The sequence below is a fragment of the Variovorax sp. LARHSF232 genome (assembly GCF_052871435.1).
In genome coordinates this window covers 230,363-256,896 of sequence record NZ_JBIXJS010000002.1, presented here as the reverse complement: position 1 = coordinate 256,896, position 26,534 = coordinate 230,363, and the positions used below count along the sequence as shown (strand labels likewise).

The following is a 26,534-nucleotide window of genomic DNA, read 5'->3' as shown; positions in this document are numbered from 1 at the left end:
CTTTGGTTTTTGGCGCGTGCAGCGCGCGCCAGGTTTACTTCTTGACGTCGCCCAGCACACCCAGGCGCTTGTTGATGAACCACTGCTGAAGGATCGACAGCGCGTTGTTGGTGATCCAGTACAGCACGAGGCCGGCCGGGAAGAAGATGAACATCACGCTGAAGGCCAGCGGCATGATCCACATCAGGCGGGCCTGCATCGGGTCCGGCGGGGTCGGGTTGAGCCAGGTCTGCACCAGCGAGGTGGCGGTCATGATGACCGGCAGGATGAACCAGGGGTCCGGTGCCGCGAGGTCCTGGATCCACAGGATCCAGGGCGCGTGGCGCATCTCGACCGAGGACAGCAGCACCCAGTACAGCGCGATGAACACCGGGATCTGGATCAGGATCGGGAAGCAGCCGCCCATCGGGTTGACCTTTTCCTCGCGGTAGATGCGCATCATTTCCTGCTGCATCTCCTGCGGCTTGTCCTTCAGCCGCTCGCGCATCTCCATGATCTTGGGATTGATGGCCTTCATCTTGGCCATGCTGGCGTAGGCCTTGGCATTGAGCCAGTAGAAGGCCGCCTTCAGCAACACCACCAGCGCCACGATGGCCCAGCCCCAGTTGCCCAGGATGCCGTGCAACTGGTCCAGCAGCCAATACAGCGGCTTGGAGATGATCGCGAAGATGCCGTAGTCCTTGACCAAGTCCAGGCCGGGCGCGACCTGTTCCAGCTTCTTCTCTTCTTCGGGGCCGGCAAACAGGTTGCTTTCCAGCGTCTGGGTGGCGCCCGGTGCCAGCTGCGGCAGGTTCAGCACCATCGCCGCTGAATAGAGGTTGTTGCCCAGGTCGGCCAGGCGGAACTCGCGCTTCACGCCTTCGCTGCCCGGCACGTTGAGCAGCCAGGCCGACACGAAATAGTGCTGCACCATGGCCACCCAGCCGTTGTCGGACGCCGGCGGCACTTCGGCCTTCTTCTTGGCGATGTCGGCGAACTCGACCTTGTGGAACTTCTTCTCCGCCGTGTAGAAGGCCGGGCCGGTGAAGGTGTTGGTGCCGAACATGGTGGTGCCCGCCACGGTGCCGTGGCGCACCAGCTGGAGGTACAGCTGGGCATCGCGCGGCTGGTCGCTCACGTTCACCACCTGGTGCTTGACGCGGATGGAATAGTCACCACGCTTGAAGACGTAGGTCTTGACGTACTTCAGGCCGCCTTGCGGCTCGGACTCGAAGGAGACTTCCAGCGTGTCCTGGCCATCGGCCAGGGTCAGCGGGCCTTCCTTCAGGCGCATCGGGCTCAGGTGCGTGGGAAAGCGCGGCCCCTTGTCGTCCGGGTTGAGCAGGCCGGTCTGTGCGACATAGCGGGTGGCGGGCGAGCCGTCTTCCATCAGCGTGACGGGCTTGACCTCGTTCACCGGGACCGGCTGGCCGATCAGCTTCTTGAACCATTCCACCAGGCCATGCTGGTTGGTCTGGTCCAGATACTGCAGCAGCTCGAGGCGCGACAGGGTTCCGCCGTCGCTGTTGATCACCGCCTTGAAGACGTCGGTCTTCACCTCGGCCTTCAGGCTGGCCGGTGCGGCCAACGCCTGCGTCGGAACGCTGGCGGCTGCGGTGCCGCCCGCGGCGCCCGTGCCACCGGCCGCGGCCGACGGGACGTCATTGGCAGCGCCGGCCGCCGGGGCCACCGGCTTCTTGGCATCCTCGTGAGCCACCTGGGACGAAGGCATGAAGGTCGGCTTGCGCCCGTTGTAGACCTGCCATTGGTCCCACAGCAGCACCAGCGAGAAACCAAAGATCACCCAGAGGATGGTTCGGCGGATATCGTTCATGGAGAAGGCTTCTTGTCGGAAGAGAAAAAGGAGAACAGCGCGCCGCCCTGGCCCTTGGCGGGAACCGGGTCATGGCCGCCTTCGCACCATGGTTGGCAGCGCGCCAGCCGGCGCAGGGTGAGGTAGCTGCCGGCGGCGGCGCCGTGAGTTTGCAGCGCCTGGATCGAATAGACGGAGCAGGTCGGCTCGAAACGGCAGGCCGAGCCCAACCAGGGGCTCAGCAGCAGCCGGTAGCCCTTGACCAGGAAAATGAGTGGACGCGCCGCCAGCGAGGGGGCTTCGGGACCAACGCTCATCGCGCATGCCCCTGCCGAGCACCTTGGCCTGAATGAAGCAGGCGCTCGAACAATTGGTGGAGCTCGGCGCGCACGGCGGCCTTGAGCGCGTCCGAGGTGGCGCTGGGGAAAACCTTGCGATCGAAGCCGGAACGCAGGCGCACCACGTAGGCGGCCTGCGGCATGGCAGCTTCGAAGCCGGCGCTCACGTTGTAGATCTGTCGCTTGATGGCATTGCGCGTGACAGCACGCTTGGCCCAGCGCTTGGGCACCATGGCGCCCAGCCAGGCCGCCGCCGGCTCGAAGAGAGCGGGCGCAGCCGGTTCGCCGGCGCGCGCCGGCCCTTCGAGTGCACAACGGTGCAAGGCGAAGTGGGGAGTGCGCGCCACGGTGGAACCTGCAAGAACAGCCTGGAACTGCGCGCGGGTCTGGAGCCGCTGCATGAGGTCCTGGCGCAAGACGACGGTCGGCAGTGTTGCTGGCAGGCAGCCAGTACCGGCGCGTCGCTCCGGGAAATGTCCAGGCGGGGCCGTCAGACGGCCAGGCGCTTGCGGCCCTTGGCGCGGCGTGCGTTGATCACGGCGCGGCCGCCGCGGGTCTTCATGCGGACCAGAAAGCCGTGGGTACGGGCGCGGCGGACTTTGGATGCTTGATACGTGCGTTTCATGATGACTTTCCTGATTGCCTTGGCTGCGGCCCGCCGCGCGCACCTCTAGTGGGGTAACTAGTGGGTACACCGCCTGGACGCCTTGCCAAATGTTGAGGCAGCTTTTCGAAGCTAAGAAAGCCGGCTGCCTGGCCCCGATGGCCATTTTCCTAGTTCTCCCCGCGCCGCCGCTCTTTTCGATTGTGGCCCTGAGGAAAACCCGCAATTATCGCAGACATCCGGCAAAGAGACAATGCCGAGCAGTTCCGTACGTCTTTTCCGGGGCCCGCCAGGCGATGTGGATAAGGTTTTGACAAGTTAGAATGCGAGGCGCATCGCGCAAGCAACTATCCACAAAGCAAGAACGACAAATGATCGAGGGACAAACCCTGTATCCACACGCCCATGTCCAGTGACGGCATCGGCGACAGCCTGTGGCAGGCCTGCGTCGACCAGCTCGCGCAGGAGTTGTCCGAACAGCAGTTCAATACCTGGATCAAGCCGCTGACCGCACAGGTCGCGGACGACCTTTCGCGCGTGACCGTTTTCGTCGCCAACCGCTTCAAGCTGGACTGGATCCGGGCCCAGTATGCAGGCAAGATTGCCGCCCTGGCGGAGAAGCTTTATGGTCAGCCCGTGATCATTGAGTTAGCGCTTGCTCCTCGTGAAGCGCCCGTACGGCCTATGGCTGTCGCGACCCTTGTCGAAACCGACGTGCCACGCGAAGTGGGTGGCCTGGGCGAGGAGCCGGCAGCGGCCGGCTTCAAGAACCGCCTGAACGCCGGCCTGACTTTCGACAACCTGGTGGAAGGCACGGCCAACCGCATGGCGCGCGCCGCCGCCATGCACGTGGCCGGCATGCCGGGGCACCTGTACAACCCCCTCTTTATCTACGGCGGCGTCGGCCTGGGCAAGACGCACCTGATGCACGCGGTGGGCAACCGGCTGCTGGCCGACCGCTCCGACGCCAAAGTTCTCTACATCCATGCCGAGCAATTCGTTTCGGATGTGGTCAAGGCCTATCAACGCAAGACCTTCGACGAGTTCAAGGAGCGCTACCACTCGCTCGACCTGCTCCTGATCGACGACGTGCAGTTCTTCGCCAACAAGGACCGCACGCAGGAAGAGTTCTTCAACGCCTTCGAAGCCCTTTTGGCCAAGAAGTCGCACATCGTGATGACCAGCGACACCTATCCCAAGGGCCTGGCGGACATCCACGAGCGGCTGGTTTCGCGCTTCGATTCGGGCCTGACGGTGGCGATCGAGCCGCCCGAGCTCGAGATGCGGGTGGCCATCCTGATCAACAAGGCGCGCGCCGAAGGCGCCGAGATGCCCGAAGAGGTGGCCTTCTTCGTGGCCAAGAACGTGCGCTCCAACGTGCGCGAGCTCGAAGGCGCGCTGCGCAAGATCCTGGCCTATTCGCGCTTCAACCAGAAAGAGATCTCGATCGTGCTGGCGCGCGAGGCGCTGCGCGACCTCTTGTCGATCCAGAACCGGCAGATCTCGGTGGAAAACATCCAGAAGACCGTGGCGGACTACTACAAGATCAAGGTCGCGGACATGTACAGCAAGAAGCGCCCGGCCTCCATTGCGCGGCCGCGCCAGATCGCCATGTACCTGGCCAAGGAACTCACGCAAAAGAGCCTGCCCGAGATCGGCGAGCTCTTTGGCGGGCGCGACCACACCACCGTGCTGCACGCGGTGCGCAAGATTTCCGGCGAGCGCCAGCAGCTGACCGAACTCAACCAGCAGCTGCACGTGCTCGAGCAGACGCTCAAGGGATGACGCAAGCCCACCCCCGAATCTGCGCGCACTTCGTGTCGCTTCGGATCCCCCCTCAAGGGGGCAACACCAGCGGCCCGGCAAAGCCGGTTCCGCGGTGTTTCACGAAAGGGTTAGGCTCGTTAGGTACCCTCGCAGGCGGCGGCGCTGGGCCGTGGCACTGAATCGAACAAAGAAGGAAGAGAAGAGGTAGACACATGATCGTCCTGAAGGCAACTCAAGACAAAGTCCTGGCCGCACTGCAGTCGGTGGCAGGGATCGTCGAGCGTCGGCACACGCTGCCGATCCTGGCCAATGTGCTGATCCGCAAGGCCGGTGGCCAGATCCAGCTCACCACCAGCGACCTGGAAATCCAGATCCGCACCAGCGCCGAGCTGGGCGGCGACGAAGGCGCCTTCACCACCACGGTCGGCGCACGCAAGCTGGTCGACATCCTGCGCACCATGCCGGCGGATCAGACCGTCAGCCTCGAATCCAGCCAGAACAAGCTGGTGCTCAAGGGCGGCAAGAGCCGCTTCACCCTGCAGAGCCTGCCGGCGGAAGACTTCCCGTTGGTGCAGGAATCGGCCAACTTCGGCCCCGCTTTCAGCGTGCCGCAAAAAACCCTGAAGGACCTGCTGAGCCAAGTGTCCTTCGCCATGGCGGTGCACGACATCCGCTACTACCTGAACGGCATCCTGTTCGTGGCCGAAGGCAAGCAGTTGAGCCTGGTGGCCACCGATGGCCACCGCCTGGCCTTTGCCTCCGCCATGCTGGACGTGGAAGTGCCGCGCCAGGAAGTGATCCTGCCGCGCAAGACGGTGCTGGAGATGCAGCGCCTCCTGTCCGACGCCGAAGGCGCGATCGAGATGCAGTTTGCGAACAACCAGGCCAAGTTCAGCTTCGGCGGCATGGAGTTCGTCACCAAGCTGGTCGAGGGCAAGTTCCCCGACTACAACCGCGTGATTCCCAAGGGCCACAAGAACAGCGTGACATTGGGCCGCGCGCCGCTGCTGGCCAGCCTGCAGCGCACCGCCATCCTGACGTCCGAGAAGTTCAAGGGCGTGCGGCTGAACATCGAGCCGGGCACCTTGCGCATCGCCTCCAACAATGCCGAGCAGGAAGAGGCGCAGGACGAGCTCGACATCGACTACGGCGGCGATGCCATCGAGATCGGCTTCAACGTGAGCTACCTGATCGAGGCCCTGGCCAACATGAGCCAGGACATGGTGCGCATCGAGCTGGCCGATTCCAACAGTTCCGCACTCGTGACGATCCCCGAGAACAGCACGTTCAAGTACGTCGTGATGCCCATGCGGATCTAAGCCCATCGCCCCGGCGTTGGCGCCATGCCCGCGGCCCGTCGCAGCCGGCCGCGAGTTGATTTTTGCAAGTGAAGTGATGAATGTCGGCACCTCCCAGGGTGCCCAGAGAGTTAGAGGAAAGATTGATGAGCAGCGAAGAAATCAAGCCCGATGTGCCGCACACCGAGCCGGTCTACGAGGCTGATATCGAAAGCGCCATTCCCGTGGAAATCACGCCGCCTTCGGCCGACAGCTATGGCGAAGGCTCGATCACCATCCTCGAAGGTCTGGAAGCGGTGCGCAAGCGCCCCGGCATGTACATCGGCGACACCTCTGACGGCACCGGCCTGCATCATCTGGTGTTCGAAGTGGTGGACAACTCCATCGACGAGGCGCTGGCGGGTTTTTGCGACGACATCGTCGTCACAATCCACACCGACAACTCGGTCTCGGTGGTGGACAACGGCCGCGGCATCCCGACCGGCGTGAAGATGGACGACAAGCACGAGCCCAAGCGCAGTGCCGCCGAAATCGCGCTGACCGAACTGCACGCCGGCGGCAAGTTCAACCAGAACAGCTACAAGGTCTCGGGCGGCCTGCACGGCGTGGGCGTGAGTTGCGTGAACGCGCTGTCGAAGATGCTGCGCCTGACGGTGCGCCGCGAAGGCAAGGTGCATTCGCTCGAGTTCAGCCGCGGCTTCGTGCAGAACCGCATCGTCGAGACGGTGAGCGGCGTCGAGGTCTCGCCGATGAAGATCACCGGCGCCACCGAGAAGCGCGGCACCGAGGTGCACTTCCTGCCCGACACCGAGATCTTCAAGGAGAACAGCGATTTCCACTACGAGATCCTCTCCAAGCGCCTGCGCGAGCTCTCGTTCCTGAACAACGGCGTGCGCATTCGCCTGGTCGACGAGCGCAGCGGCAAGGAAGACGACTTCTCCGGCGCCGGCGGCGTGCAGGGCTTCGTCGAGTTCATCAACAAGGGCAAGCAGGTCCTGCACCCCACGCCGTTCTACGCCGCAGGCGAAAAGCCGGCCGAGACCTACGGTGGCATTCCGGGCACCCACATCGGCGTCGAAGTGTCGATGCAGTGGAACAGCGGCTACAACGAGCAGGTGCTGTGCTTCACCAACAACATCCCGCAGCGTGACGGCGGCACCCACCTGACCGGACTGCGCGCGGCCATGACGCGCGTCATCAACAAATACATCGAAGAGAACGACTTCGCCAAGAAGGCCAAGGTCGAAGTCACCGGCGACGACATGCGCGAGGGCCTGTGCTGCGTGCTGAGCGTGAAGGTGCCCGAGCCCAAGTTCTCCAGCCAGACCAAGGACAAGCTGGTCTCCAGCGAGGTGCGCGCGCCGGTCGAGGACATCGTCGGCCGGTTGCTGTCGGACTACCTGCAGGAACGCCCGGCCGACGCCAAGATCATCTGCGGCAAGATCGTCGAGGCCGCCCGTGCCCGCGAAGCCGCGCGCAAGGCCCGCGATATGACGCGCCGCAAGGGCGTGCTCGACGGCATGGGCCTGCCGGGCAAGCTGGCCGACTGCCAGGAAAAGGACCCGGCGCTGTGCGAGGTCTACCTGGTGGAGGGCGACTCCGCCGGCGGCTCGGCTAAGCAGGGCCGCGACCGGAAGTTCCAGGCCATCCTGCCGCTGCGCGGCAAGATTCTGAATGTGGAAAAGGCGCGCTACGAGAAGCTTCTCACCAGCAACGAAATCCTGACCATGATCACCGCCCTGGGCACCGGCATCGGCCGGGCCGGCGACAGCGGCGCGGGCGGTTCGGACGACTTCGACGTGAGCAAGCTGCGCTACCACCGCATCATCATCATGACCGACGCCGACGTGGACGGCGCGCACATCCGCACGCTGCTCTTGACCTTCTTCTACCGCCAGATGCCCGAGTTGGTGGAGCGCGGTCACATCTACATCGCGCAGCCGCCGCTCTACAAGGTGAAGGTGGGCAAGGAGGAGCAGTACCTGAAGGATGCGTCTGCGCTCGACGCCTTTCTGCTGAAAGTCGCGCTCAAGGACGCCAGCGTTGCCACCGGTGGCGACAAGCCCGCGCTGATCAGCGGCGACACCCTGGGCGAGCTGGCGCGCAAGCACCAGTTGGCCGAAGCGGTGATTTCCCGCCTGGGCAATTTCATGGACGCCGAAGCGCTGCGCGCCATTGCCGACGGCGTGGCGCTGGATCTGGACACCACCGCCGCGGCCGAAGCCTCGGCAGTGGCGCTGCAAGCCAAGCTGCGCGAGCTCAACACCACCGGCGTGCCGGCGGAAGTGGCGAGCGAGTTCGACGCCCGCACCGACAAGCCGCTGCTGCGCATCAGCCGCCGCCACCACGGCAACATCAAGAGCAGCGTGCTGACGCAGGACTTCGTGCACGGCGCCGACTACGCCGCGCTGGCCGAAGCCGCCAACACCTTCCGCAACCTGCTGGGCGACGACGCCACGGTGCGCCGCGGCGAAGGCGACAAGGCCAAGGAAGAGAAGGTGAGCGATTTCCGCACCGCCATGCGCTGGCTGATCGGCCAGGCCGAACATGCCACCGCGCGCCAGCGCTACAAGGGCTTGGGCGAGATGAACCCCGAGCAGCTGTGGGAAACCACCATGGACCCGAACGTGCGCCGCCTGCTTCGCGTCCAGATCGACGACGCCATCGAGGCCGACCGCGTGTTCACCATGCTGATGGGCGACGAGGTGGAGCCGCGCCGCGAGTTCATCGAGCAGAACGCGCTGCGGGCGGCGAATATCGACGTCTAGTTGTTCTTACTGTCGACGCGCGCATCGCTTTGCCGCTTCGAACTGAAATAGCGAGGACCTGACAGCGACCCAAGTGGTCGCTGTTCTCTTTCTGAGCCCCGCGGAGGATCAAGCAAAGTGGCAGAGCCAGATTTGCTTGAGAGGCAGAGAAATTCTTCAGCCGAAAAAGCCTGCGCTGAGAAGCTCCTATAAGTGAAAACTGCGCGCTGGCGTATCAGCCGGCGCCTACACGCGCTGGCATGCGCTTGTAGCCATGTCCTACTTTCCTGTGCGAATGTCACTTGCGACGGCCACGCACAGCGCTGGCCATGCTTGCTCCCACGTGTTCAACAACTTGAGGAGCCTTGCCATGTCGAACTTTCCGAACCGCCGCCGCCAACTCATCACCTACGGAGCCGCCGCACTCGGCGGATCCCTTTTCCTGCCCGGTTGCGGCGGAGGGAGTGACGATGAAACCATTGGCACCCAGCTGGACGAGCGCAAGAACCTCATGAACCTCGCTGAATCCAAGCCGGAACTCAGCGTGTTCGTCGAGGCGGTCAATGCCTGCGGCCTGCGCGGAACGCTCGAGGCCTCGGGCACCAACACCGTGTTCGCGTTCACCAATGACGGCTTCACCGCGTTCCTGGGCGAAACGGGGCGAAGCAAGGACCAGGTCTTTGCCGACAAGGCGACGCTGACCGTGATCCTGCGGTTCCACATCCTGGGCAAGGTGCAGTTCACCGAGGCCATCGTCGAAGGCCATGCCATCGAGCCCATCGGGGGCGGCTTCTTCAAGATCGACAAGGAGAACAATGTCTTCAAGGCCACGGACGGCCGAAATCGCGTCTGTACGCTCGTTGGCACCGACTCGGTGGCACTGAACGGCGCGCTCCATACGATCGATCGTGTGATGCTGCCGGCCAACAAGGACATCGTGGTGACCTGTGACGAAACGCCGCAGGTCGACATCTGCGTGCAGGCGATCGCTGCGGCGGGTCTTACCGAAACGCTCAAGCAGCCCGGCCCCGTCACCTTCTTCTGCCCGACCGACGCAGCGTTCACTGCGGTGTTCATCGAACTCAACATCACGCTGCAGGTCTTCCTGGCCGACGCTGCGCTGTGCCGAAGGATCATGACCTGCCACATGGTGCCTGCGCGCAAGTTCAAGAAGGAGTTCCAGACCGACGCAGCCGTCGCCACCGTGCAAGGCTCGACCATCCGGGTCAACGCCAGCTTCCAGGTGATCGACGTGCGCGGCCGCGTCTGCAACCTCACGCAGGCCGACGTGCTCAACACCAACGGTGTCGTTCACGTTTGCGACAAGGTGATCCTGCCGGCCGCCTGAGTTCCGGCCCTTCGACGAAGGTTGCTCGCCTTCGCCAACCAGAACGCCACCTTCGGGTGGCGTTTTTTTTTGCCACCCAGCTTCTCCCCACAAATCTTGGGCAAGTCTGTGAACAACTCCAGGACTACTGTGTAAGGCGCTTCCAAGTTGTTGATTTACAAGGACAAAGAACAATCTGCTCAATTGTTGGGCAGTTGATTTTTCGACCCGAAAAGCGCCTTTAACGATTCCGCTTCGCCCTGTCAAAGCACAAGTCTGGGGACAGTTCCGGCACAAGCAGGCCGTTGTCCACAGGGCGATGGCATCGGCGAATCTTGTTCCTTTTTGCGGCGCAGTTGCGAAGCAGGGCTGCGCACAGTGGTCGAGTGCAGGCAAGTGCTTGATGCAGAAGGAAAAAAGACGGATTTCCACAGAAAGGTGCGTCCCTTACTACTACTACTAATTTGAAATAGAAGAATAAGAAGAGATAGCAAGAACAGACGCGCCACGTGGACAGTTTTGTTCACCTTGGAAAAAGCCCAACACCATCCTCGTGCCCGGAAGGCCGCGTAGGCCTGGAAAAAGCGGACCACTGGATATCCAGTACCGCCCGTCCGCGCACCGCAACGGGTTTGTCCTCTCGAAGAAACGTTTCCCGAGCGATACAAACGGTGGCCCTTGTTCTGCCTCCGATCAGTCGGCCAGACCAGGTGGATCCGGGAAGGGGAGAAGCGCGCATCAGTCTTGCTTTGACAGGTGGAGCCCTCCCTGATTGAAGAAGAGATAGCGAGTCCAGATGATGAAAACCACTGCCTTGTCGTTGCGCCCCCTGGGGCTGGCCTTGGTACTTGGCAGCTGCCTGGCCCCCGGCCACGCAGCCGTGACCGGCAATCCGCCGATCCGAATGGCGCCCCAGGGCATCGAGTACATGTGCGGTGGCAGCGGCCAGGCGGAGGCCGCCTTCATGGAAACAGTGGCGCCGCGCTGGGCGGCCAGCTTCCAGTTCTCCATGAACCGGCCCGGCGATGGCCGAAACCGGGTGACCGGCGTCAAGTTGCGGGTGCGCGATGCCTACAACGGCTACCAGGTGCTGGAAGTGATGGCAGACGCGCCGCATCTGCTGGCCCGCCTGGCGCCCGGCAGCTACACGGTAGAAGCCACACTGGATGGCCTGACCCTGATCCAGCCGATGAACGTGGTGCATGGCAGCGCCGCCAGGGCCGTCTTTGTCTGGCCGTCGAACCTGAGCGCCCCTCCGGCGGCTCAGGCGGCGCTGCAATAGACATCTGAAGGGGACCCCAGGCCTCCAGCTGCCGCGGCTCGCCAAGGGCCTGGCAAGCAATCATTGCTGCGCTGCAGCATACTCACCGCAATGGCGCTTTGTCCGCTCACCACTCTCATTGCCTTGCTGCATGCGCTGATCGCCGTGCGCTTGCTGCCGGCACTGGCCGACGTCACGCCGGCCTGGCCGGCTTTTGGCCTTCTGCTCCTGGTGTCGGCGCTGAGCATTCCTTTGCCTTTCCTGTCGCGCCGGCGCTGGCAAGCGCCCAATTGGCTGAAATGGACCGGGCTGGTCAGCATGGGCTGGTTCTCGTCCCTCTTGGTGCTGACCCTGCTGCGCGACCTGCTGCTGCTTGGCGGCTGGTTGGCATCGGTCGCCGACGCCCAGGCCTGGCGCACGCTGAGCGCGCTGGCGGTGCCTGGCCTGGCCACGCTGGTGACCCTGGTGGGCTTTTTCAATGCCCGGCGCACCGCCAGCGTGCGGCGGGTGGATATTCCGATTGCCCAACTGCCCAGCCAGCTGGACGGCTTCACCATTGCACAGCTGAGCGACATCCACGTCGGGCCGACGATCCGGGTGCGCTACATCGAACGCATCGTGAATGCGGTGAACCGGCTGGGTGCGGACATGGTGGCCATCACCGGCGACCTGGTCGACGGCTCGGTGAGCGAGCTGCGCACCCACGTGGCGCCGCTGGCGCGCCTGAAGACCCGGCACGGCACCTTCGTGGTGACCGGCAATCACGAGTACTACGTGGGCGCGCACGACTGGATCGACGAGCTGCGCCGCCTGGGCCTGAAGGTGCTCCTGAACGAGCATGTAGTGCTGCAGACCCGCAACGTCTACGGCGCGCAGACCGACGAGGAAGTGAACGACAGCGCGCTGGTGGTGGCCGGCGTCACCGACTACACGGCGGGCCATTTCGACGCCAGCCATGCCAGCGACCCGGAAGGCGCAGTGCGCGACGCCCCGCCGCAGGTGCACACGCGCCTCTTGCTGGCGCACCAGCCGCGCAGCGCCATTGCGGCGGCGCAGGCGGGCTACCAGCTGCAGATCTCCGGCCACACCCATGGCGGCCAGTTCTTTCCCTGGAACCTCTTCGTGCCCTTGCAGCAACCTTTCACCGCCGGCCTGCACCGGCTGCACGACATGTGGATCTACGTCAGCCGGGGCACTGGCTACTGGGGACCACCCAAGCGCTTTGGCGCCCCTTCGGAAATCACCTTGCTGCGGCTGGTGCCTGCGCCTTGACGAGGCGGCTGGCGTTGGAGGTTGCGCGCGTGTAGATCGGCCGCAGCCCGCGCTGGGCAATGCGCGCGGCCGCGCTCGACAGTTGGCTGGCGGTGGCCGCCGTCCGGTTGCTGGCTTTCAGCAGCCGCTGCGCCTGCGCCGCGGCCTGCGCAGGCGAAACGCTCACCATCAGGGCGGCCAGCGCTTCTACCGCCTGCAGCGACTGGCGCACCACGCGGTGGGTCAGCGCAAACTGGGTGGCATGCAACTGGCTCACCATGGCGGTGCCGGATTCGCTGACGGCTGCCACCTTTTCATGGTTCATCAGCCCGAATTCGTGGATATCGGCCTCGCTGGGGTTCATGCCACTGCGCAGCATGCGGTCGGTACGGATCTGCACCACGGTGCTGGAAGACAGGAGCATGTCGCCGGTCTTGGCGACGACGTCGGCCCAGAGTGCGATGGGGTTGAAGTAGCGAGAGGTCATGACCCATTTTGCTGCACTGCAGCATTCAAGCCAAGTCCCAGGTAAAGGGCGTTACACGTAGCCCTTTTGCCGCCGCTTGGCGGACGAAGGCGGCCGCAGGCGCCGCGCCCGCATTTCAGTGATGGCGTAGGCGATGGTGGCCAGCATCAGCGGCAGCAGGTAGTAGATGCCGCGGTAGGCCAGCAAGGTGGCCAGCAGCTGTCCTTGCGGCACGCGGTAGGCGAGCAGGGCGACGAACACCGCCTCCAGCACGCCCAGGCCGGCCGGGACGCGCACGATCAACCCGGCCAATGCCGAGCTCAGCAGCACCGCCAGCACATGCAGATAGCCCACCTTGCCCTGCAGCAGTACCCACAGCACGCCGCCGATCAGCGACCAGTTGGTGCAGGACATGGCGAGCTGCAGCACCGCCATGCCCGGCCCGGGTGGCTCGATCTTGTGGCCGCGCACCGACCAGCTGCGGCCATGTGCCCAGATGCAGAACAGCACGTAGCCGGCGGCCGCCAGCAAGGCGGCGGCGCCGACGATGCGCAGGCCCTCGCCGCTGAGCTTCCAGTCCGGCGGCAGGGCCGGCGGCCAGAAGCAGAAGGCGATGCCGGCCGCCACCAGGTAGCCGGCCCAGTTGGTGATCAGGCTGATACCCAGGATGCGGGTAATGGTGCCGGTCGCCAGGCCCAGGCGCGAATAGAGGCGGAAGCGAAAGGCGACTCCGCCTACCGTGGAGCCCAGGTTCAGGTTGAAGGCATAGCTGATGAAGGTGACGCCCATCACCGTTCGCGTCCCCAGCGAGTGGCCGGTGAGGTGCCGCCCCAGCAGGTCGTAGCTGCTGTACAGCAGGTGGCTGCAGGCAGCCAGGGCGGCTGCCGTCAGCAAAGTGGGCAGCGGCAGCTCGCGGATGGCTTGCAACACCTCCTGCCAGTCGATGCTGCGGGCCTGGTGCAGCAGCAGGGCGGCGACGCAGACAAAGAAAAGCAGCGCCGCCATCCGCTTGGCCACCGGCCACCAGGGGCGCTGGGTCAGGGGATGAGCGCTGGCGGTCATGGTGTCTGCGTTCCAGGGGCAGCTGGGCCTGTCGCCTGGTCCTTGTCCTGGCTCACCAGCGTCTCGGCCGGCAGCAGCCGCGGCGCGTGGCGCGGCAGCCAGCCGGCCCAGCGCGGATACCAGCGCAGGAAGTGAAAGATGAAGAAGCTGCGCACCAGCCGCCAGCCACTCCATTCCGACAGATCGGCCGGGTCGATCTTCTTGCAGGCATCGCGCACCAGCTGATCCAGCCGCTCGGCCAACACGCGGTTGAAGCCTTCGTCGCGCACGATCACGTTGGCTTCCAGATTCAGCGACAGGCTCAGCGGGTCGAGGTTGCTGGAGCCCACCGTGCTCCACCGGCCGTCCACCAGCGCCACCTTGCCGTGCAGCGGCCGATCGCAGTATTCGTAGATCTGCACGCCCGCATGCAGCAGATGGTGATAGAGCATGCTGGCGGCGGTCTTCACGATCGGCATGTCGGGCATGCCCTGCAGGATCAGCCGCACGTCGACCCCGCGCCGGGCTGCGCGCCGCATTTCCTTGATCAGGCGATAGCCAGGGAAGAAATAGGCGTTGGCGATCACGATGCGCTGGCGCGCGCTGCGGATGGCGGCCCGGTAATGGCGTTCGATGTCTTCGGGATGGCGCCGGTTGTCACGCGACACGAACATCACGTCAGCGCCGCCGGCCGGCGCGATCGCTGCCGGTTCGGCCGCGCGCACGCGCCGGCGAAACCAGGCCGGCGCCTTGGCACCTACGGCAATGGCGCGCAGCACGAAGCGATGAATCTGCGTCACCACCGGCCCGACCACTTCCACCGCATAGTCCTGCTTGGCCATGGGCCCGAAGCTTTGCAGCTGGTCGGCCGAGAAATTGATGCCGCCGACAAAGGCGCGCTCGCCGTCGATCACCACGATCTTGCGATGCATGCGCCGGATCAGGTTCAGGCGCTGGCCCATCAGGCGCGTGCCCGGGTCGAACACGCGCAGCTTGACGCCGGCCCGGGTCAGCGACAGCACATAGTCGGCTGACAGGTCGGGCGAGCCGAAGCCATCCACCATGATGTCGACCCGCACGCCGCGCTGCGCCGCCTCGATCAGCACCTGACGCAACTGTTCGCCCACCGGGTCCTCCAGCAGGATGAAGGTCTCGATGATCACTTCGCGCCGGGCCTGGGCGATGCACTCGACCAAACGGGGAAAGAACTGCTCGCCGTTTTCGAGCAGCTCGACCCGGTTGCCCGGCACCCAGCGCTGGCGGCTTGAACCGTTCATAACTCGATCTCCGCCACCAGTGGCGTGTGGTCCGACAGATGCGACCAGGGTTTGCGCGGCAGCACCACCGGCGCATGCACGCCGGCATTGCGAACGTAGATGCGGTCCAGCGGCAGCACCGGAAAGCGGGCCGGAAAGGTCCGCGCGGCGCGGCCGTGGGCCCGCACGAATACCTCGTGCAGTGCCGCGCCTTCAGCCAGCAGCTGGTGGGCGCGGCCGCGCCAGTCGTTGAAGTCGCCGGCCACGATCAGCGGTGCTTGCGCCGGTACCTCGTCGCGCACGATGCGGCACAGGAGATCGAGCTGCTGCTCGCGCTGGATCTCCGACAAGCCCAGGTGCGCGCAGATGGCATGCACGTCCACCGTGCGACCCGGCAGGCGCAGCACGCAGTGCAGCAGGCCGCGCTTTTCCACGCCGTTCAGCGACACGTCGTGATTGCGATAGTGCACGATCGGAAACTTCGACAAGAGCGCGTTGCCATGATGGCCGCGCGGATAGACCGCATTGCGGCCATAGGCAAACTGCGGCCACATGGTGTCGGCCAGAAATTCATAGTGCGGCGCCTGCGGCCAGTTCTCGATCTTGCGCGAGTGGCGCGAATGCGTGCCCAGCACCTCCTGCAGAAAAACCAGGTCGGCGCCCACTGTTCGCACCGCATCGCGCAACTCGTGCAGGATGAAACGGCGATTCAACGCGGTGAAGCCCTTGTGCGTGTTCACCGTCATCACCTTCAGGGAGACAGGCGAGGCTTGCATGGCGGGCAGGGCGGATGCGCTTGGGATCTGCACTTTGACAGTTGTAGTGCTGCCCCGCCGCCGTGCCTGTAGGACGGGCACCGAGTTTCAAAGACGTGACCTGCGCGCAACCGTGGCGCGTTCCTACAGGTAAAGCTGGGCCCTCTTACAGCCCATGCGCAGGGGCCTTCGTAGCATGGATTTCACGCGTCATCACGACGCAAGGAGACCGCCATGAAATTGGATTCACGCAAGACGAGCCTGATGGTGGCACTGGTGCTGTCCTTGGGCGGTGGTGCTGCGCTGGCACAGAAGCCGGAGAAGCCGGTCGACACCGGGCAGATGGCCAACTCGCGCGAGGAAGTTCGCGCCGAGGCACGCGCCGCGGTTCGCAATACGGCGAACACGCCGGTGCCGTCCGCGGCTGGCGAAGCCAGCACCATGACCAACAATCAGCCCAACATGCAGACGCTGCCCAGTGTCGAGGCCTCGCGCGCCGATGTGCGCCAGGGGCTGTTCGCGTCCAGGCCGCGTTTCGGCGAGACGGGCGAACGCTCCACCGTGCCGACCAACCCGGACGGCAAGGTCGCTACGCCTGACTGACGGCGCAAAGCGCTGCATTTGTTCCGCAACGAACAAAAGCCCGCAATCGCGGGCTTTCTTCTGTACGGCGCGGGCCGGCGGGTCAGCTCTTGGCTGGTGCCTGGTGGCCGTGCGGCCCATGGTGGCGCTCGCCATGCGGGCCGAAGCGCAGGGTCTCGGCGTCGAAGGTCTTTTGCTGCTCCGGTTTCAGCGCAGCATAGAAGCCGCGCGTGGCGTCAGCACGCTTGGAAAAGGCGGCCGTGCGCTCGGCCCGGCGTTGTTGCATGAGGTCCAGGCGCTGCGGCGTGGTCATCTTCGCCAGTTCTTCGCGGCTGGGGCGCTGCATGGGACGTGCGGCAGGCTGCTGGGCCGCGGCAAAGCTGCCCCAGGCCGATTCCTGTGACCCATCGAGCTTGAGCTTTTCCTTCAGGGCCGCCAGGTGCTGCGCGCGCCTTTGCTGCATCTGCTCGAAGCGCTTGGCCGGATCGCCGCCGTGCCGCTGCTCCATGCGGGGTGCCGTATCGGGCGCGCCGGCGGCCGGTGCAGGTGGCGGCGTCTGGGCCGAAGCGGCAAAGGCCGCGCTGGCCAGCAGGCCGGTCCACACGATTTGTCGAGTCTTCCTGGAGATCATCATGAAAGGCTTCCTTTCCTTGGAAATCCGCCGCCAACGGGCAGCAGGTGAAGGAAAGTGTGGTCCGCGCGCGTATACGAACTGTGAGCCGATCGATGGAATTGCGTAAAGAAGGATGAAGGCGGCTGCGGCCGGCTTCGAGCTCATTTCGGCCTGGGGGCCGAGAGGCCATCGCCGGGTTCGGGCAGGCGCCCGGCGCGCAGCAGCGCCACGGCATGCGCGACGGCACGCGCCACGTTGCGCACTTCTTCCTGCACGCCTTCGTCGCGATCGAGTTCCTCGTGGCTGCTGGCATAGGGTCGGTAGTAGCCGATGTAGCGGTCCAGCCGCGCCTGGTCGCCGGCATCGATGAGGCCCATCCAGTCCAGCCAGTCGCACAGGTTGCGGCGCAGGCTCTCGACGCCGCCCACGTCGCCGTGCACCACCACGCCATAGACGCGGCCCGCCAGGTGCTTGGGATAGGGCCAGCCCTTTTCCTCCAATGCCTTGGCTTCCGCCGGCCGTTTGCCATGCGTCGAGGTGGGATCGGGGTTGCCGCCGTCGGCGCACACCAGCCGATCCACCATGAGCTTGAGCGCGCTGGTGGCCTGGTACCAATGGCTGGGCGTGAAGACGATGACGCCGTGGGCCGCCACCCAGCGCTCGTAGATCTCGGCCATCCAGTCGCCGGTCTGTCCCAGCGCATGATTGGGATAGCAGCTGCAGGGCCAGTGGCACAGCGGCATGGCGGTCGACACGCAGCCCTTGCAGGGATGGATGTGCAGGTTGTAGCCGGAAGTGAGCAGGCTCAGGTCCAGCACGTCGGCGTGGATCTGCGCCGCCTCGATCTGCTCGCGCGCCAGTTGCAGCAGCCGGTAGGTCTTGGAGATCTCGCCCGGGCAGCTGCCGTCGTTGCGCGGGGAGCCGTTGACGAGCAGTACGCGCGAAGGCGTGGCCGGATCCTTCCAGGCGGCTTGCGCCTGGTCGATGCGTGCCTTGGTCTGCAGCCACTCGACGGAAAGCTCGTAGCTCGGGTCGGCATAGCCTGGCCCGGCCGCTTGCGTCAGCGGCGCCTTGCGGCCTTCCTGATAGGCCTCCCAGGCGATCAACGCGATGCGCGACAACGCGTCGGATTCGCGCTTGAAGGCCGGATCGCGAAAGGCGCCCATGAAGCGTTCGTGAAAGGCGGCGCGTTCTAGCGGGGCCGGCGCCTGGCCCTTGCGGACGGAGGTCATTCGGCCAATCTATGGCGGCCCGCGCCGCTTCGCGATGGGGCGATGGCGCAATGCGCGGTAGGCCTGCGCCGCAAGAAGAAATCGAATGTCGGATTCAGCCCAGCTTGCCGCTCTGGAAGTCGTGCACGGCCTGTACCACCTGGTCGCGCGTGTTCATGACGAAAGGGCCGTATTGCGCGATCGGCTCGCGCAGCGGCTTGCCGGCAATGAGCAGCACGCGCGCCGGACTGTGGTTGGTGCGCGGGGCGCGCAGCCGAACGCCATCGCTGTCGGCTTCGTTGGCCAGGATCGCCATGCGCTTGGTCGGCACCTCGCTGCTGCCGATGAAGATCGATTCGCGAAACACGTAGATCAGCGCGTTGTGCTGTGGCGGCAGCGCCTCTGCAAATTCGCTGCCGGGCGGCAGCTGGATGTCCAGGTACAGCGGCTCGGTGTGTTCACGCTGCACCGCGCCTTGCACGCCGTTGCTGATGCCGGCGATCACGCGCACCTGCACGCCGCTTTCGCCGATGTATTCGGGGATTTCGGCGCTCTGGATGTCGCGATACCAAGGCTCGCGCATCTTGTCCTTGGCCGGCAGGTTGAGCCAGAGCTGAAAGCCTTCCATGCGGCCGTGATCCTGCTCCGGCAATTCGCTGTGCACCAGCCCGCGTCCCGCGGTCATCCATTGCACGCCGCCGTTTTCCAGCAGGCCTTCGTGGCCGGCGCTGTCGCGATGCCGCATGCGGCCGGCGATCATGTAGGTCACGGTCTCGAAGCCGCGGTGCGGATGGTTGGGAAAGCCTCCGATGTAGTCGCCCGGGTTGTCGCTGCCGAAGGCGTCCAGCATCAGGAATGGGTCCAGGCGCTGCTGCAGGGTCTGCTGCAGCACGCGTGTGAGCTTCACGCCGTCGCCGTCGCTGGTGGACACGCCCGCCACGATGCGGTCGATGCCGCGCGGCCGTGCCAGGGCGGGAAGCGTCACATGAGAGGGGTGGTGTGCGCTGGTCATGAGCGCGATGGTGGCACCGTTGGCCCGACCGCGCGGGCCTTGTGGATTCAGGGCAGCGCGCCCATTTCCCAGGACAGGTTTTCCCACGCGACACCGAAGCGGTCCGGGCCCGCCACGGTGTCACGCGCCTGATGCAGTCGCTGCAGCGCCCACTGAGCGCCGGCCTGCACGCTGTCGATCAGCGGGACCGCCAGTGCGCCTTCGATGTCGGCCGCAATGCCTGCCAATCCGGCGCCACCCAGCACAACGGCTTGCGCATCGAAACGCTGCGCCGCGTCCTGGCAGGCCTGCGCCAACAACTGGCGTGCGCCTTGCGGATCGGCCGCCAGTTCGGCGCCGCTGGGCACCACCGTGTGGATGCCGGCCAGCGTGTGGCCATGGCCCAGTGCGCCGGCCAGGCGCGAGAGCATGGGCCCCCAGCGCTCGCCCCCGGTGACGACGGCAAAGCGGCCGTGCGCGGCGCCGGCGGCAAAGGCAGCTTGCGCGAGGCTTCCCACCGGCACGCCCGCGCCTTCGCGCAACGCAAACAGGCCCGGATCGCCAAAGCAGCCGATCAGCACCGCGTCGGGCCTGGGGGCCTTGCTCAGCGCCACGGCCCAGGCATCGAGCACCGCGTGCTGGGCCACTGCATAGCTGGCTTCCGAAGCGATGTAGGCGGCGCCGAAGCGCGCGGTGAGGGTGCGCACCTCGGCCGCCTTGCCGATCGTCTGCTGCACGTGCGACTGCAGCAGCGCGCTGACCGCACTCGAGGTGTTGGGGTTGATGACCAGCAGCGAAGGCATCGCGCGCCGCCGATCGTTCAGGCCTTGCCGCGCGACCTGGCGCGCCGCCCGAGCCATGCCGCCGCGCCCAGGGCCGCGGCCATCACCAGCAGCGAGACGATGGTGGTCACCGTGCCCAAGGCGTAGATGGCCGGCGTGGTCACGGTGGAAGTCAGGCCCTGCAGTTCCAGCGGCAGCGTGTTGACGTCGCCGATGGCTTGCGAGGTGCGGGCGATCTCGTCCCAGCTCAGGGTGAAGCCGAACATGCCGATGCCCACGATGGATGGCCCGATCAGCGGCAGCACCACGTGGGCGAAGCCCTGCCACGGGGTGGCGCCGAGGTCGCGCGCCGCTTCCTCGAAGGCCGGGTTGAAGCGGTTGAACACCGCGAACATGATGAGCAGGCCGAAGGGCAGGGTCCAGGTCAGGTGCGCGCCCAGCGCCGAGCTCATGAGGCCCAGCGCCGTGCCATAGCCTTCCAGAAGGTCCTCGGCGCCCAGCGCGCCCAGCAGTTCCTTCACGCCGGTGTCGAGCAGCCGGAACTGCAGCCCGATGCCCAGCGAGACGATGATGGACGGCATGATCAGGCTGGCCACCGCGATGTAGAACAGGGCATCGCCGCCGCGCAGGCGCTTGCGAAAGGCCAGGCCCGCCAGCACCGACAGCACGATGGTGAAGGCCATCACCACCGTGCCCAGCATCAGCGAGCGGCGAAAGGCCGCGCCGATGTCCACCGTGCCCAGGCCCTCGGCCAGCTTGTGGAACCAGTGCAGCGAGACGCCGCGCAACGGGAAGGTGAGGCCGCCCTCGGGCCCCTGGAAGCTGAGCACGAAGATGGTGATCATCGGCCCGTAGAGGAAGAGCAGGAACAGGCCGAAGACCAGGGCCAGGGGCCAGAAGCCGGCCGGGCGCGGGTCGCGCAGGTGGTAGGCCCTGGTGCCGCTCATAGCTCTTTGCGGATATCGACCATGCGGGTCAGCGCCCAGATGATCATCAGCACCACCGCCAGCAGGATCACCGCATTGGCCGCTGCCAGCGGGAACTGCAGGTAGGAGGTCTGTACCTGGATGATCTTGCCCACCGAGGCGATCTGCTGCCCGCCCATCACGCCGATGGTGACGAAGTCGCCCATGACGATGGTGATGATGAAGATCGAGCCGATCACGATGCCCGACTTGCACAGGGGAACGATCACGTTCCACAGCGTCTGCCAGCCACTGGCGCCGGCATCGCTGGCGGCCTCCAGCAGCGAACGGTCGATGCGCATCATCGAGTTGAAGATCGGTACGATCATGAACATGGTGTAGAGGTGAACGAAGGCCAGCACCACCGAGAAGTCGGAGAACAGCAGCCATTCCACCGGCTCGTTCACCAGCCCTACGCTCATCAGCCCCTGGTTCACCAGCCCGTTGCGGCCCAGGAGCGGCACCCAGGAGATCATGCGGATCACGTTGGAGGTCCAGAAAGGGACGGTGCACAGCACGAAGAGCGCCGTCTGCACCGTGCTCGAGCGCACGTGAAAGGCCAGGAAGTAGGCCACCGTGAAGCCCAGCGCCAGCGTGATGGCCCACACCAGCAGGCAGAACTTGAGGGTGCTGAGGTAGGTCGACAAGGTGACGCAAAGGTCGCCGTTGTCGGTGAGCTGCGAGCAGCCCTCGAAGATGCTCAGGTAGTTGCGCAGTGTGAGCGCGGGAATCAGCTCGTACTCGTTGAAGTTCCACAGGCTGACCATGGCGATCAGCCCGAGCGGGACCAGGAAGAAGAGAAGGAACACCAGCGCGAACGGCGCCGCCTGCCACCACGCGGCGACGGTGTTCGCGTCAGGCCGCGACAAATTCATTCCACTTTTTCACCATGTACTCGTTCTCGTCCATCACCGCGTTCCAGCAGGCGATGCCGCCCATGCGCTGCTCGTAGCTGCCGCCGTCGCGCAGCGCGCCGGCCTTGGCCAGCAAGTCGCCGTTCGGGCTCTTGATGTCCTTGGCGGCGGGCTTGCCTTCCATCCAGTAGGCCCACTCGTAGGCCTCCATCTTGGCCTTGGCGGTGTCCAGCACGGCGCTGTAGTAGCCCTGGCGGTTCAGGTAGGCACCGGCCCAGCCGTCCAGGAACCAGTTGATGAATTCGTAGGCGCCGTCCAGCTTCCTGCCCGACAGCGTGGCCGGCAGGCCGAAGCCGGCGGCCCAGGCGCGATAGCCTTCCTTGAGCGGCTGGAATGTGCAGGCGATGCCCTTGGTGCGCACGGCGGTCACGGCGGGCGACCACATCGACTGGATCACCACCTCGCCCGAGGCCATCAGGTTGACCGACTCGTTGAAGTCCTTCCACAGTGCGCGGAACTGGCCGGCCTTCTTGGCCTCGATCAGGGTCTTGATGGTCAGGTCGATCTCGGCCTTGCTCATGTTGCCCTTGTCGGCGTACTTGTGGATGCCCTTGGCCTCCACCACCATCGCCGCGTCCATGATGCCGATCGAGGGGATGTTGAGAATCGCCGCCTTGCCCTTGAACTCGGGGTTGAGCAACTCGGCCCAGGAGCCGATCGGGCGCTTGATCAGATCGGGCCGAATGCCCAGCGTGTCGGCGTTGTACACCGTCGGAATGAGCGACATGTACTGCGTCGGCGTGGCCGAGAACTTCTTGCTCTTCTCGCCTTCCAGGAAGATCACCTTCTTGGGCGCCGTGCCCTGGTCGCCCACCTTCTGGCCGCCCACCTCGCCCTGGGTGAACAGGGGCGTGATCTTGCCGGCGTTCTTGATCTTCCTGGTGTCGATGCCCTTCAGGTTGCCGGTGGGCACGATCTTCTTGAGCGAGAAATACTCGGTGTCGATCAGGTCGAAGCTGTTGGGCGCTGTCACGGCGCGCTTGGTCACGTCGTCGGTGGTGACGGCCACGTACTGGATCTCGATGCCGGTGTCGGCCTTGAACTTCTCGGCAATGGCCTTGTCCTGGTTCACCGCCGTGCCCAGGTAGCGCAGCACGATCTTTTCCTGCGCATGCACGAAGGGCGCGATGCCGGTGGCCAGGATGCCGGCCGTGCCTTGCAGCAGGGCGCGGCGCTGGATGCCGGAAGAAGAAGTGTCGAAGGCGTCGTCGGACATGGATGGAGTCTCCAGGTGTTGATGATTCGGTGGGGTGGGTGAAGGTGTGCGCGCGCGATGCACGCTGGGATTCAGGCCGCCATGGCCGCCAGTTCGTCTCGTCGGGGTTTTTGTGGTTGCGACGTCCGCATGGCCGGCCGCTGCGCGCCGGGGCCGAGCAGGCGGGCATGCGCCTCCTCCCAGGACAGCAGCACCTGCTGCCCCAGTGCAAAGGGCCGCGCCAGGAAATGGCTCTCGTGCAGCAGCACCGAGACCGACTTGAGCGAAGGTGGGGCCTCGGCAAGTGCCAGGCCTAAGAGCACATAGATGCCCTGGTATTCAAGGTCGGTGATGGTGGCTCGCAGGCCGCTGTCGCCGGGCTCCGTGGCAGGCACGATCCTCATGTGGTCGTTGCGTACCGCCACCTGGCCGGCCGGCGTTTGCAGCACGTTGTGCCCGCCCATGAAGCGCGCCACGAACTCGCTGGCCGGGTGGTTGTAGACCTGGTGCGGCGAGCCGACCTGCTCGATCAGCCCATGGTTCATCACCACCATGGTGTCGGCCAGCGCCATCGCCTCTTCCTGCGAGTGGGTGACGTGGATGAAGGTCAGGCCCAGTTCCTTCTGCCAGCGGCGCAGCTCGGCGCGCATCTGCACGCGCAAGAAGGGGTCGAGCGCCGACAGCGGCTCGTCCAGCAGCAGCACCTTGGGCTCGGTGATCAGGGCACGCGCCAGCGCCACGCGCTGCTGCTGGCCGCCCGACAGCTCGCCCGGCTTGCGCTGCGCCAGGTGACCCATGGCCACGCGCTCCAGCAGCTCGGCCGCGCGCCGGTGCCGTTCGGCCTTGGCCACGCCCTTCATCTTCAGGCTGAAGGCCACGTTGTCCAGGGCCGAGAGATGCGGGAAGAGGGCAAAGCTCTGGAACATCATGGCGGTGCCGCGGGCAGCCGCCGGCAGCCGGGTGATGTTGCGGTTCTCCAGAAGGATGTCGCCATGCGTCACCGTCTCGTGGCCGGCGATCATGCGCAAGGTGGTGCTCTTGCCGCAGCCCGAGGGACCCAGCAGGCAGCAATAGCTGCCGCTGGCGATGCGCAGGTCGATCTGGTCGACGGCGGCCGGGATGTCGATCGCGTACTGCTTGGTCAGCGCGACGATTTCAACCGCGATGGTGTTGGTGGTGGCTGCTGCTGCGTCCATGCGGACGGCTTCGCAAGACATGTGCCATCGCCTTCGCACCAGGCTGGGGCGGCAGCCGAGTTCAGGGCGGTGCGCTGCGCTGCCAGTAGCGGTAGGCCCAGGCCGGCTGGAAGCCGGCGCGGCGGTACAGCGCCAGGGCGGCTGCATTGCCGGCCTCGACCTGCAGGAACACGCGTTCGTAGCCGCGATCCAGCGCCACCTGCGCCAGCCCTGCCAGCACCCGCCCGGCCAGGCCGCGGCCGCGTGCCGAGTGGTCGGTGCGCATGCCGTGCACGCTGGCCCAGCCATGGCCGAAGGACATGGCGCCGGCTGCCAGGGTGAGCCCGTTCTCGCGCACGCTGGCGTACAGGTTGCCGCTGGCCCGCGTCAGCGCCTGCACCCGGCTGGCGCCGTCGATCGGGTCGAAGCCGGGGCCGAGGAAGACGCCGGCCCAACCGGCATCCGGTGCCGCATCGACGTCGGCCAGCATGCCGGGGCTGACAGCACGCATGGCACGGGTGCTGCCGATCTGCGTCAGCGTGGGCTTGGTGCCCCGATAGCCGCGCTGCGCCAGGCCGGCGCGCAGGTCGTCGAAGCAGGGTGCGTCGGGCAGCCGCAGCATGGTGGGCAGATCACGGGCGGCATAGCGGGCCTCGATGCGCTCCAGCAGCCGGGCCGGCGCCATCGAAGGAGCCGCATGGCGCAAGGGCGCGGCGCTCTTGGCACGGCCGACGGTGCCGCTGTCCATGGGGAGCAGCCAGCTTTCATCGTCCAGCGCTTCCACCCACTGCGGCGCCACGGCGGCCAGGGTGGCGCGTTCGATGGCCTCGATCTCCAAGTGCTGCAAGTGCATCGTCATGGCGCCGGCGGCGGCGCAAAGCGGGCGTTGGCCACGCTGCGCAGCAGCGCAACGCGCTGGCCGGCGGAGATCTCGCGCACCGCCTCGGCCACGTGGCGGGCCCTGGGCTTGTCGATCTGGCCCTCGGCGCGCCACTTCTCCAGCAGGGTGTCGGGCTCGCGCAGCAGGGTGGCCATCCAGATCGCCTGGGCCGGCTCCAGCGAGCGGGCGCTGCGCTTGAAGTAGCGGCGCGCCGCCGACTCGGCCCCGCACAGCTGGCCGCCCCAAGGCGCCATGTCCAGGTAGGCCTGCAGCAGGCGGGCCTTGCCGGGCGTGCGGTCCAGTTCCGCCGCGTAGAGCAGGTCGCGCAGGCGCTGCGCCTCCGGCTGTGGGATCGGCGGCAGCAGCAGGCGGACCATCTGTTCGTCGAGCGTGCCCTGTGGCGCGGGACCGGCCGCGCTGCGGGCGGCGCTGACCTTTTCCGGCTTGGCGCCGGCACTGGCGATCGCGCTCGCGCTCGCGTTGCCGGCGCCGCCGCTGCGTGCCAATCCGGTGGGCTGATAGCCGGCATGCTGGAAGAAATCCGGGTCCAGCGCCGCCACCGTGCCGCGCGTCAGCCAGGCATCGCTGGCCAGCCGGGCGGGCGCGCCGCAACTGCTGGCACGTGCCTCGATCAGGCCTTCGGCGCCCAGGCCGTCCACGGTGAATTTGGCCAGGCGCGGCTGCAGGCTGTAGCTGCCCTCGGGCAGGCTCAGTTGGCCGTGCACCGAGGCTGTGCCGCCGATGCGGGCGCGCGCCAGTTCCGGCAGCGCCGGCACCAGCAGCTGGTACCACTGGCCGATCGGCGCGTCCTCGATGTCGGCGGACAGCTGCAGGTTCTTTTGCGTGAGACGGCCGCTCCATCGGCCGCGCAACTCGCTGCTGGTGGCGCCCAGCGGGATGGCACGCACCGTGCCGAACATCGAATCCACATCGCGCCGCACGGTGAGCAGCAGGCGCTCGACCTGCACCGGCTTGTCGCCCAACGCCGGCACCGCCACGCTGCAGGGCGCGCAGTCGAGCTCCAGCAGGTTGGCCTGGCTCCAGCCGAAGCGCAAAGTGCCGAAGCGGGTGTCGAAGGAATGGCCAGTCAGCTGTGGCGCGAACCAGGAGGCGGTGGCAAGGCGCAGCACTGTGGGCACGCCGACGTCGAAGCCGATTGGCCCGGCCTTCACCCGCTGCGACCACTCCCCGGGCGCCGGCGCGAGCACCAACTTGACGATCAGCACGATCGCAATGGCGGCCGTCACGAACAAGGCGGCCAGAACAAACAGCACGAAGCGCAACGCGACTTTCAAAGGCTCCCCCGGGACAGTTGTGCCCCGA

Annotated in this window: 25 protein-coding genes; 7 read left to right on the top strand and 18 right to left on the bottom strand. The window is 65.9% G+C overall.

Annotated elements, in window-relative coordinates:
• Positions 1-34 precede the first annotated feature (34 nt).
• The 4 genes from yidC to rpmH form a co-directional block, all read right to left on the bottom strand.
• Positions 35-1,813, bottom strand: coding sequence for a membrane protein insertase YidC (gene yidC / locus ACIPRI_RS06660; RefSeq protein ID WP_446620631.1), 1,779 nt, complete (start codon positions 1,811-1,813; stop codon positions 35-37).
• On the bottom strand, positions 1,810-2,109 hold the full coding sequence (yidD, locus tag ACIPRI_RS06655; RefSeq protein WP_446620630.1) for a membrane protein insertion efficiency factor YidD: 300 nt from the start codon (positions 2,107-2,109) through the stop codon (positions 1,810-1,812). The genes yidC and yidD overlap by 4 nt, the downstream gene beginning before the upstream one ends.
• Entirely contained in the window at positions 2,106-2,531 is a 426-nt protein-coding gene (locus ACIPRI_RS06650; protein ID WP_446620629.1) for a ribonuclease P protein component, read from the bottom strand. Before ACIPRI_RS06650 ends, yidD begins: the two co-directional genes overlap by 4 nt.
• An 89-nt stretch (positions 2,532-2,620) precedes the next feature.
• Positions 2,621-2,755 (bottom strand): 50S ribosomal protein L34, encoded by a 135-nt coding sequence (gene rpmH, locus ACIPRI_RS06645; RefSeq protein ID WP_007834827.1) that lies wholly within the window; start codon positions 2,753-2,755, stop codon positions 2,621-2,623.
• Between the two features lie 384 nt (positions 2,756-3,139).
• On the opposite strand from rpmH, the gene dnaA reads away from it, so the two are divergent.
• From dnaA to ACIPRI_RS06615, 6 genes are all read left to right on the top strand, one after another.
• Complete coding sequence (dnaA, locus tag ACIPRI_RS06640) at positions 3,140-4,519, top strand: chromosomal replication initiator protein DnaA (protein ID WP_446620628.1); 1,380 nt, start codon at positions 3,140-3,142, stop codon at positions 4,517-4,519.
• Positions 4,520-4,713: 194 nt separating this feature from the next.
• Complete coding sequence (gene dnaN, locus ACIPRI_RS06635) at positions 4,714-5,820, top strand: DNA polymerase III subunit beta (RefSeq protein WP_446620627.1); 1,107 nt, start codon at positions 4,714-4,716, stop codon at positions 5,818-5,820.
• A gap of 125 nt (positions 5,821-5,945) precedes the next feature.
• Complete coding sequence (gene gyrB / locus ACIPRI_RS06630; RefSeq protein WP_446620626.1) at positions 5,946-8,567, top strand: DNA topoisomerase (ATP-hydrolyzing) subunit B; 2,622 nt, start codon at positions 5,946-5,948, stop codon at positions 8,565-8,567.
• Between the two features lie 349 nt (positions 8,568-8,916).
• A complete protein-coding gene (locus ACIPRI_RS06625) occupies positions 8,917-9,894 on the top strand; it encodes a fasciclin domain-containing protein (RefSeq protein ID WP_446620625.1) in 978 nt (325 codons plus the stop codon).
• 775 nt (positions 9,895-10,669) lie between these two features.
• The gene (locus ACIPRI_RS06620) at positions 10,670-11,155 is read left to right on the top strand and encodes a hypothetical protein (protein ID WP_446620624.1); all 486 of its coding nucleotides are present in this window, start codon (positions 10,670-10,672) and stop codon (positions 11,153-11,155) included.
• A 90-nt stretch (positions 11,156-11,245) separates the two neighbouring features.
• Complete coding sequence (locus ACIPRI_RS06615; RefSeq protein WP_446620623.1) at positions 11,246-12,406, top strand: metallophosphoesterase; 1,161 nt, start codon at positions 11,246-11,248, stop codon at positions 12,404-12,406.
• Here ACIPRI_RS06615 and ACIPRI_RS06610 read toward each other — a convergent pair.
• The 4 genes from ACIPRI_RS06610 to ACIPRI_RS06595 are packed head-to-tail and all read right to left on the bottom strand — an operon-like array spanning position 12,375 to position 15,924.
• Positions 12,375-12,872: a polyhydroxyalkanoate granule-associated phasin gene (locus ACIPRI_RS06610; protein ID WP_446620622.1), complete on the bottom strand. Its 498-nt coding sequence runs from the start codon at positions 12,870-12,872 to the stop codon at positions 12,375-12,377. The two genes, ACIPRI_RS06615 and ACIPRI_RS06610, sit on opposite strands and share 32 nt — an antisense overlap.
• Positions 12,873-12,923: 51 nt before the next feature.
• Positions 12,924-13,913, bottom strand: a complete 990-nt coding sequence (locus ACIPRI_RS06605) for a lysylphosphatidylglycerol synthase domain-containing protein (RefSeq protein ID WP_446620621.1) — start codon at positions 13,911-13,913, stop codon at positions 12,924-12,926.
• The gene (clsB, locus tag ACIPRI_RS06600) at positions 13,910-15,169 is read right to left on the bottom strand and encodes a cardiolipin synthase ClsB (protein ID WP_446620620.1); all 1,260 of its coding nucleotides are present in this window, start codon (positions 15,167-15,169) and stop codon (positions 13,910-13,912) included. The genes ACIPRI_RS06605 and clsB overlap by 4 nt, the downstream gene beginning before the upstream one ends.
• Entirely contained in the window at positions 15,166-15,924 is a 759-nt protein-coding gene (locus ACIPRI_RS06595; protein WP_446620619.1) for an endonuclease/exonuclease/phosphatase family protein, read from the bottom strand. Before ACIPRI_RS06595 ends, clsB begins: the two co-directional genes overlap by 4 nt.
• 213 nt (positions 15,925-16,137) lie before the next feature.
• Between ACIPRI_RS06595 and ACIPRI_RS06590 the strand changes: the two genes are divergently transcribed.
• Positions 16,138-16,506 (top strand): hypothetical protein, encoded by a 369-nt coding sequence (locus ACIPRI_RS06590; protein ID WP_446620618.1) that lies wholly within the window; start codon positions 16,138-16,140, stop codon positions 16,504-16,506.
• Positions 16,507-16,588: 82 nt separating this feature from the next.
• Here ACIPRI_RS06590 and ACIPRI_RS06585 read toward each other — a convergent pair whose 3' ends face one another.
• The 10 genes from ACIPRI_RS06585 to ACIPRI_RS06540 form a co-directional block, all read right to left on the bottom strand.
• Positions 16,589-17,119, bottom strand: coding sequence for a Spy/CpxP family protein refolding chaperone (locus ACIPRI_RS06585; protein WP_446620617.1), 531 nt, complete (start codon positions 17,117-17,119; stop codon positions 16,589-16,591).
• A 140-nt stretch (positions 17,120-17,259) separates the two neighbouring features.
• The gene (locus tag ACIPRI_RS06580) at positions 17,260-18,330 is read right to left on the bottom strand and encodes a flavodoxin family protein (RefSeq protein WP_446620616.1); all 1,071 of its coding nucleotides are present in this window, start codon (positions 18,328-18,330) and stop codon (positions 17,260-17,262) included.
• A gap of 94 nt (positions 18,331-18,424) precedes the next feature.
• Positions 18,425-19,321 carry a pirin family protein gene (locus ACIPRI_RS06575; RefSeq protein WP_446620615.1) on the bottom strand — a complete coding sequence of 299 codons (897 nt, stop codon included), beginning with the start codon at positions 19,319-19,321 and terminating at the stop codon, positions 18,425-18,427.
• A 47-nt stretch (positions 19,322-19,368) separates the two neighbouring features.
• On the bottom strand, positions 19,369-20,103 hold the full coding sequence (locus tag ACIPRI_RS06570; RefSeq protein ID WP_446620614.1) for an aspartate/glutamate racemase family protein: 735 nt from the start codon (positions 20,101-20,103) through the stop codon (positions 19,369-19,371).
• A gap of 17 nt (positions 20,104-20,120) precedes the next feature.
• Positions 20,121-21,029 carry an ABC transporter permease gene (locus ACIPRI_RS06565; protein ID WP_446620613.1) on the bottom strand — a complete coding sequence of 303 codons (909 nt, stop codon included), beginning with the start codon at positions 21,027-21,029 and terminating at the stop codon, positions 20,121-20,123.
• Positions 21,026-21,922, bottom strand: a complete 897-nt coding sequence (locus ACIPRI_RS06560) for an ABC transporter permease (protein ID WP_446620612.1) — start codon at positions 21,920-21,922, stop codon at positions 21,026-21,028. The genes ACIPRI_RS06565 and ACIPRI_RS06560 overlap by 4 nt, the downstream gene beginning before the upstream one ends.
• Complete coding sequence (locus ACIPRI_RS06555; protein ID WP_446620611.1) at positions 21,903-23,177, bottom strand: ABC transporter substrate-binding protein; 1,275 nt, start codon at positions 23,175-23,177, stop codon at positions 21,903-21,905. The genes ACIPRI_RS06560 and ACIPRI_RS06555 overlap by 20 nt, the downstream gene beginning before the upstream one ends.
• 71 nt (positions 23,178-23,248) lie before the next feature.
• Positions 23,249-24,352 carry an ABC transporter ATP-binding protein gene (locus ACIPRI_RS06550; RefSeq protein WP_446620610.1) on the bottom strand — a complete coding sequence of 368 codons (1,104 nt, stop codon included), beginning with the start codon at positions 24,350-24,352 and terminating at the stop codon, positions 23,249-23,251.
• A gap of 61 nt (positions 24,353-24,413) precedes the next feature.
• Positions 24,414-25,190, bottom strand: coding sequence for a GNAT family N-acetyltransferase (locus ACIPRI_RS06545; protein WP_446620609.1), 777 nt, complete (start codon positions 25,188-25,190; stop codon positions 24,414-24,416).
• Positions 25,187-26,506: a transglycosylase domain-containing protein gene (locus ACIPRI_RS06540; RefSeq protein ID WP_446620608.1), complete on the bottom strand. Its 1,320-nt coding sequence runs from the start codon at positions 26,504-26,506 to the stop codon at positions 25,187-25,189. Before ACIPRI_RS06540 ends, ACIPRI_RS06545 begins: the two co-directional genes overlap by 4 nt.
• Positions 26,507-26,534 lie beyond the last annotated feature (28 nt).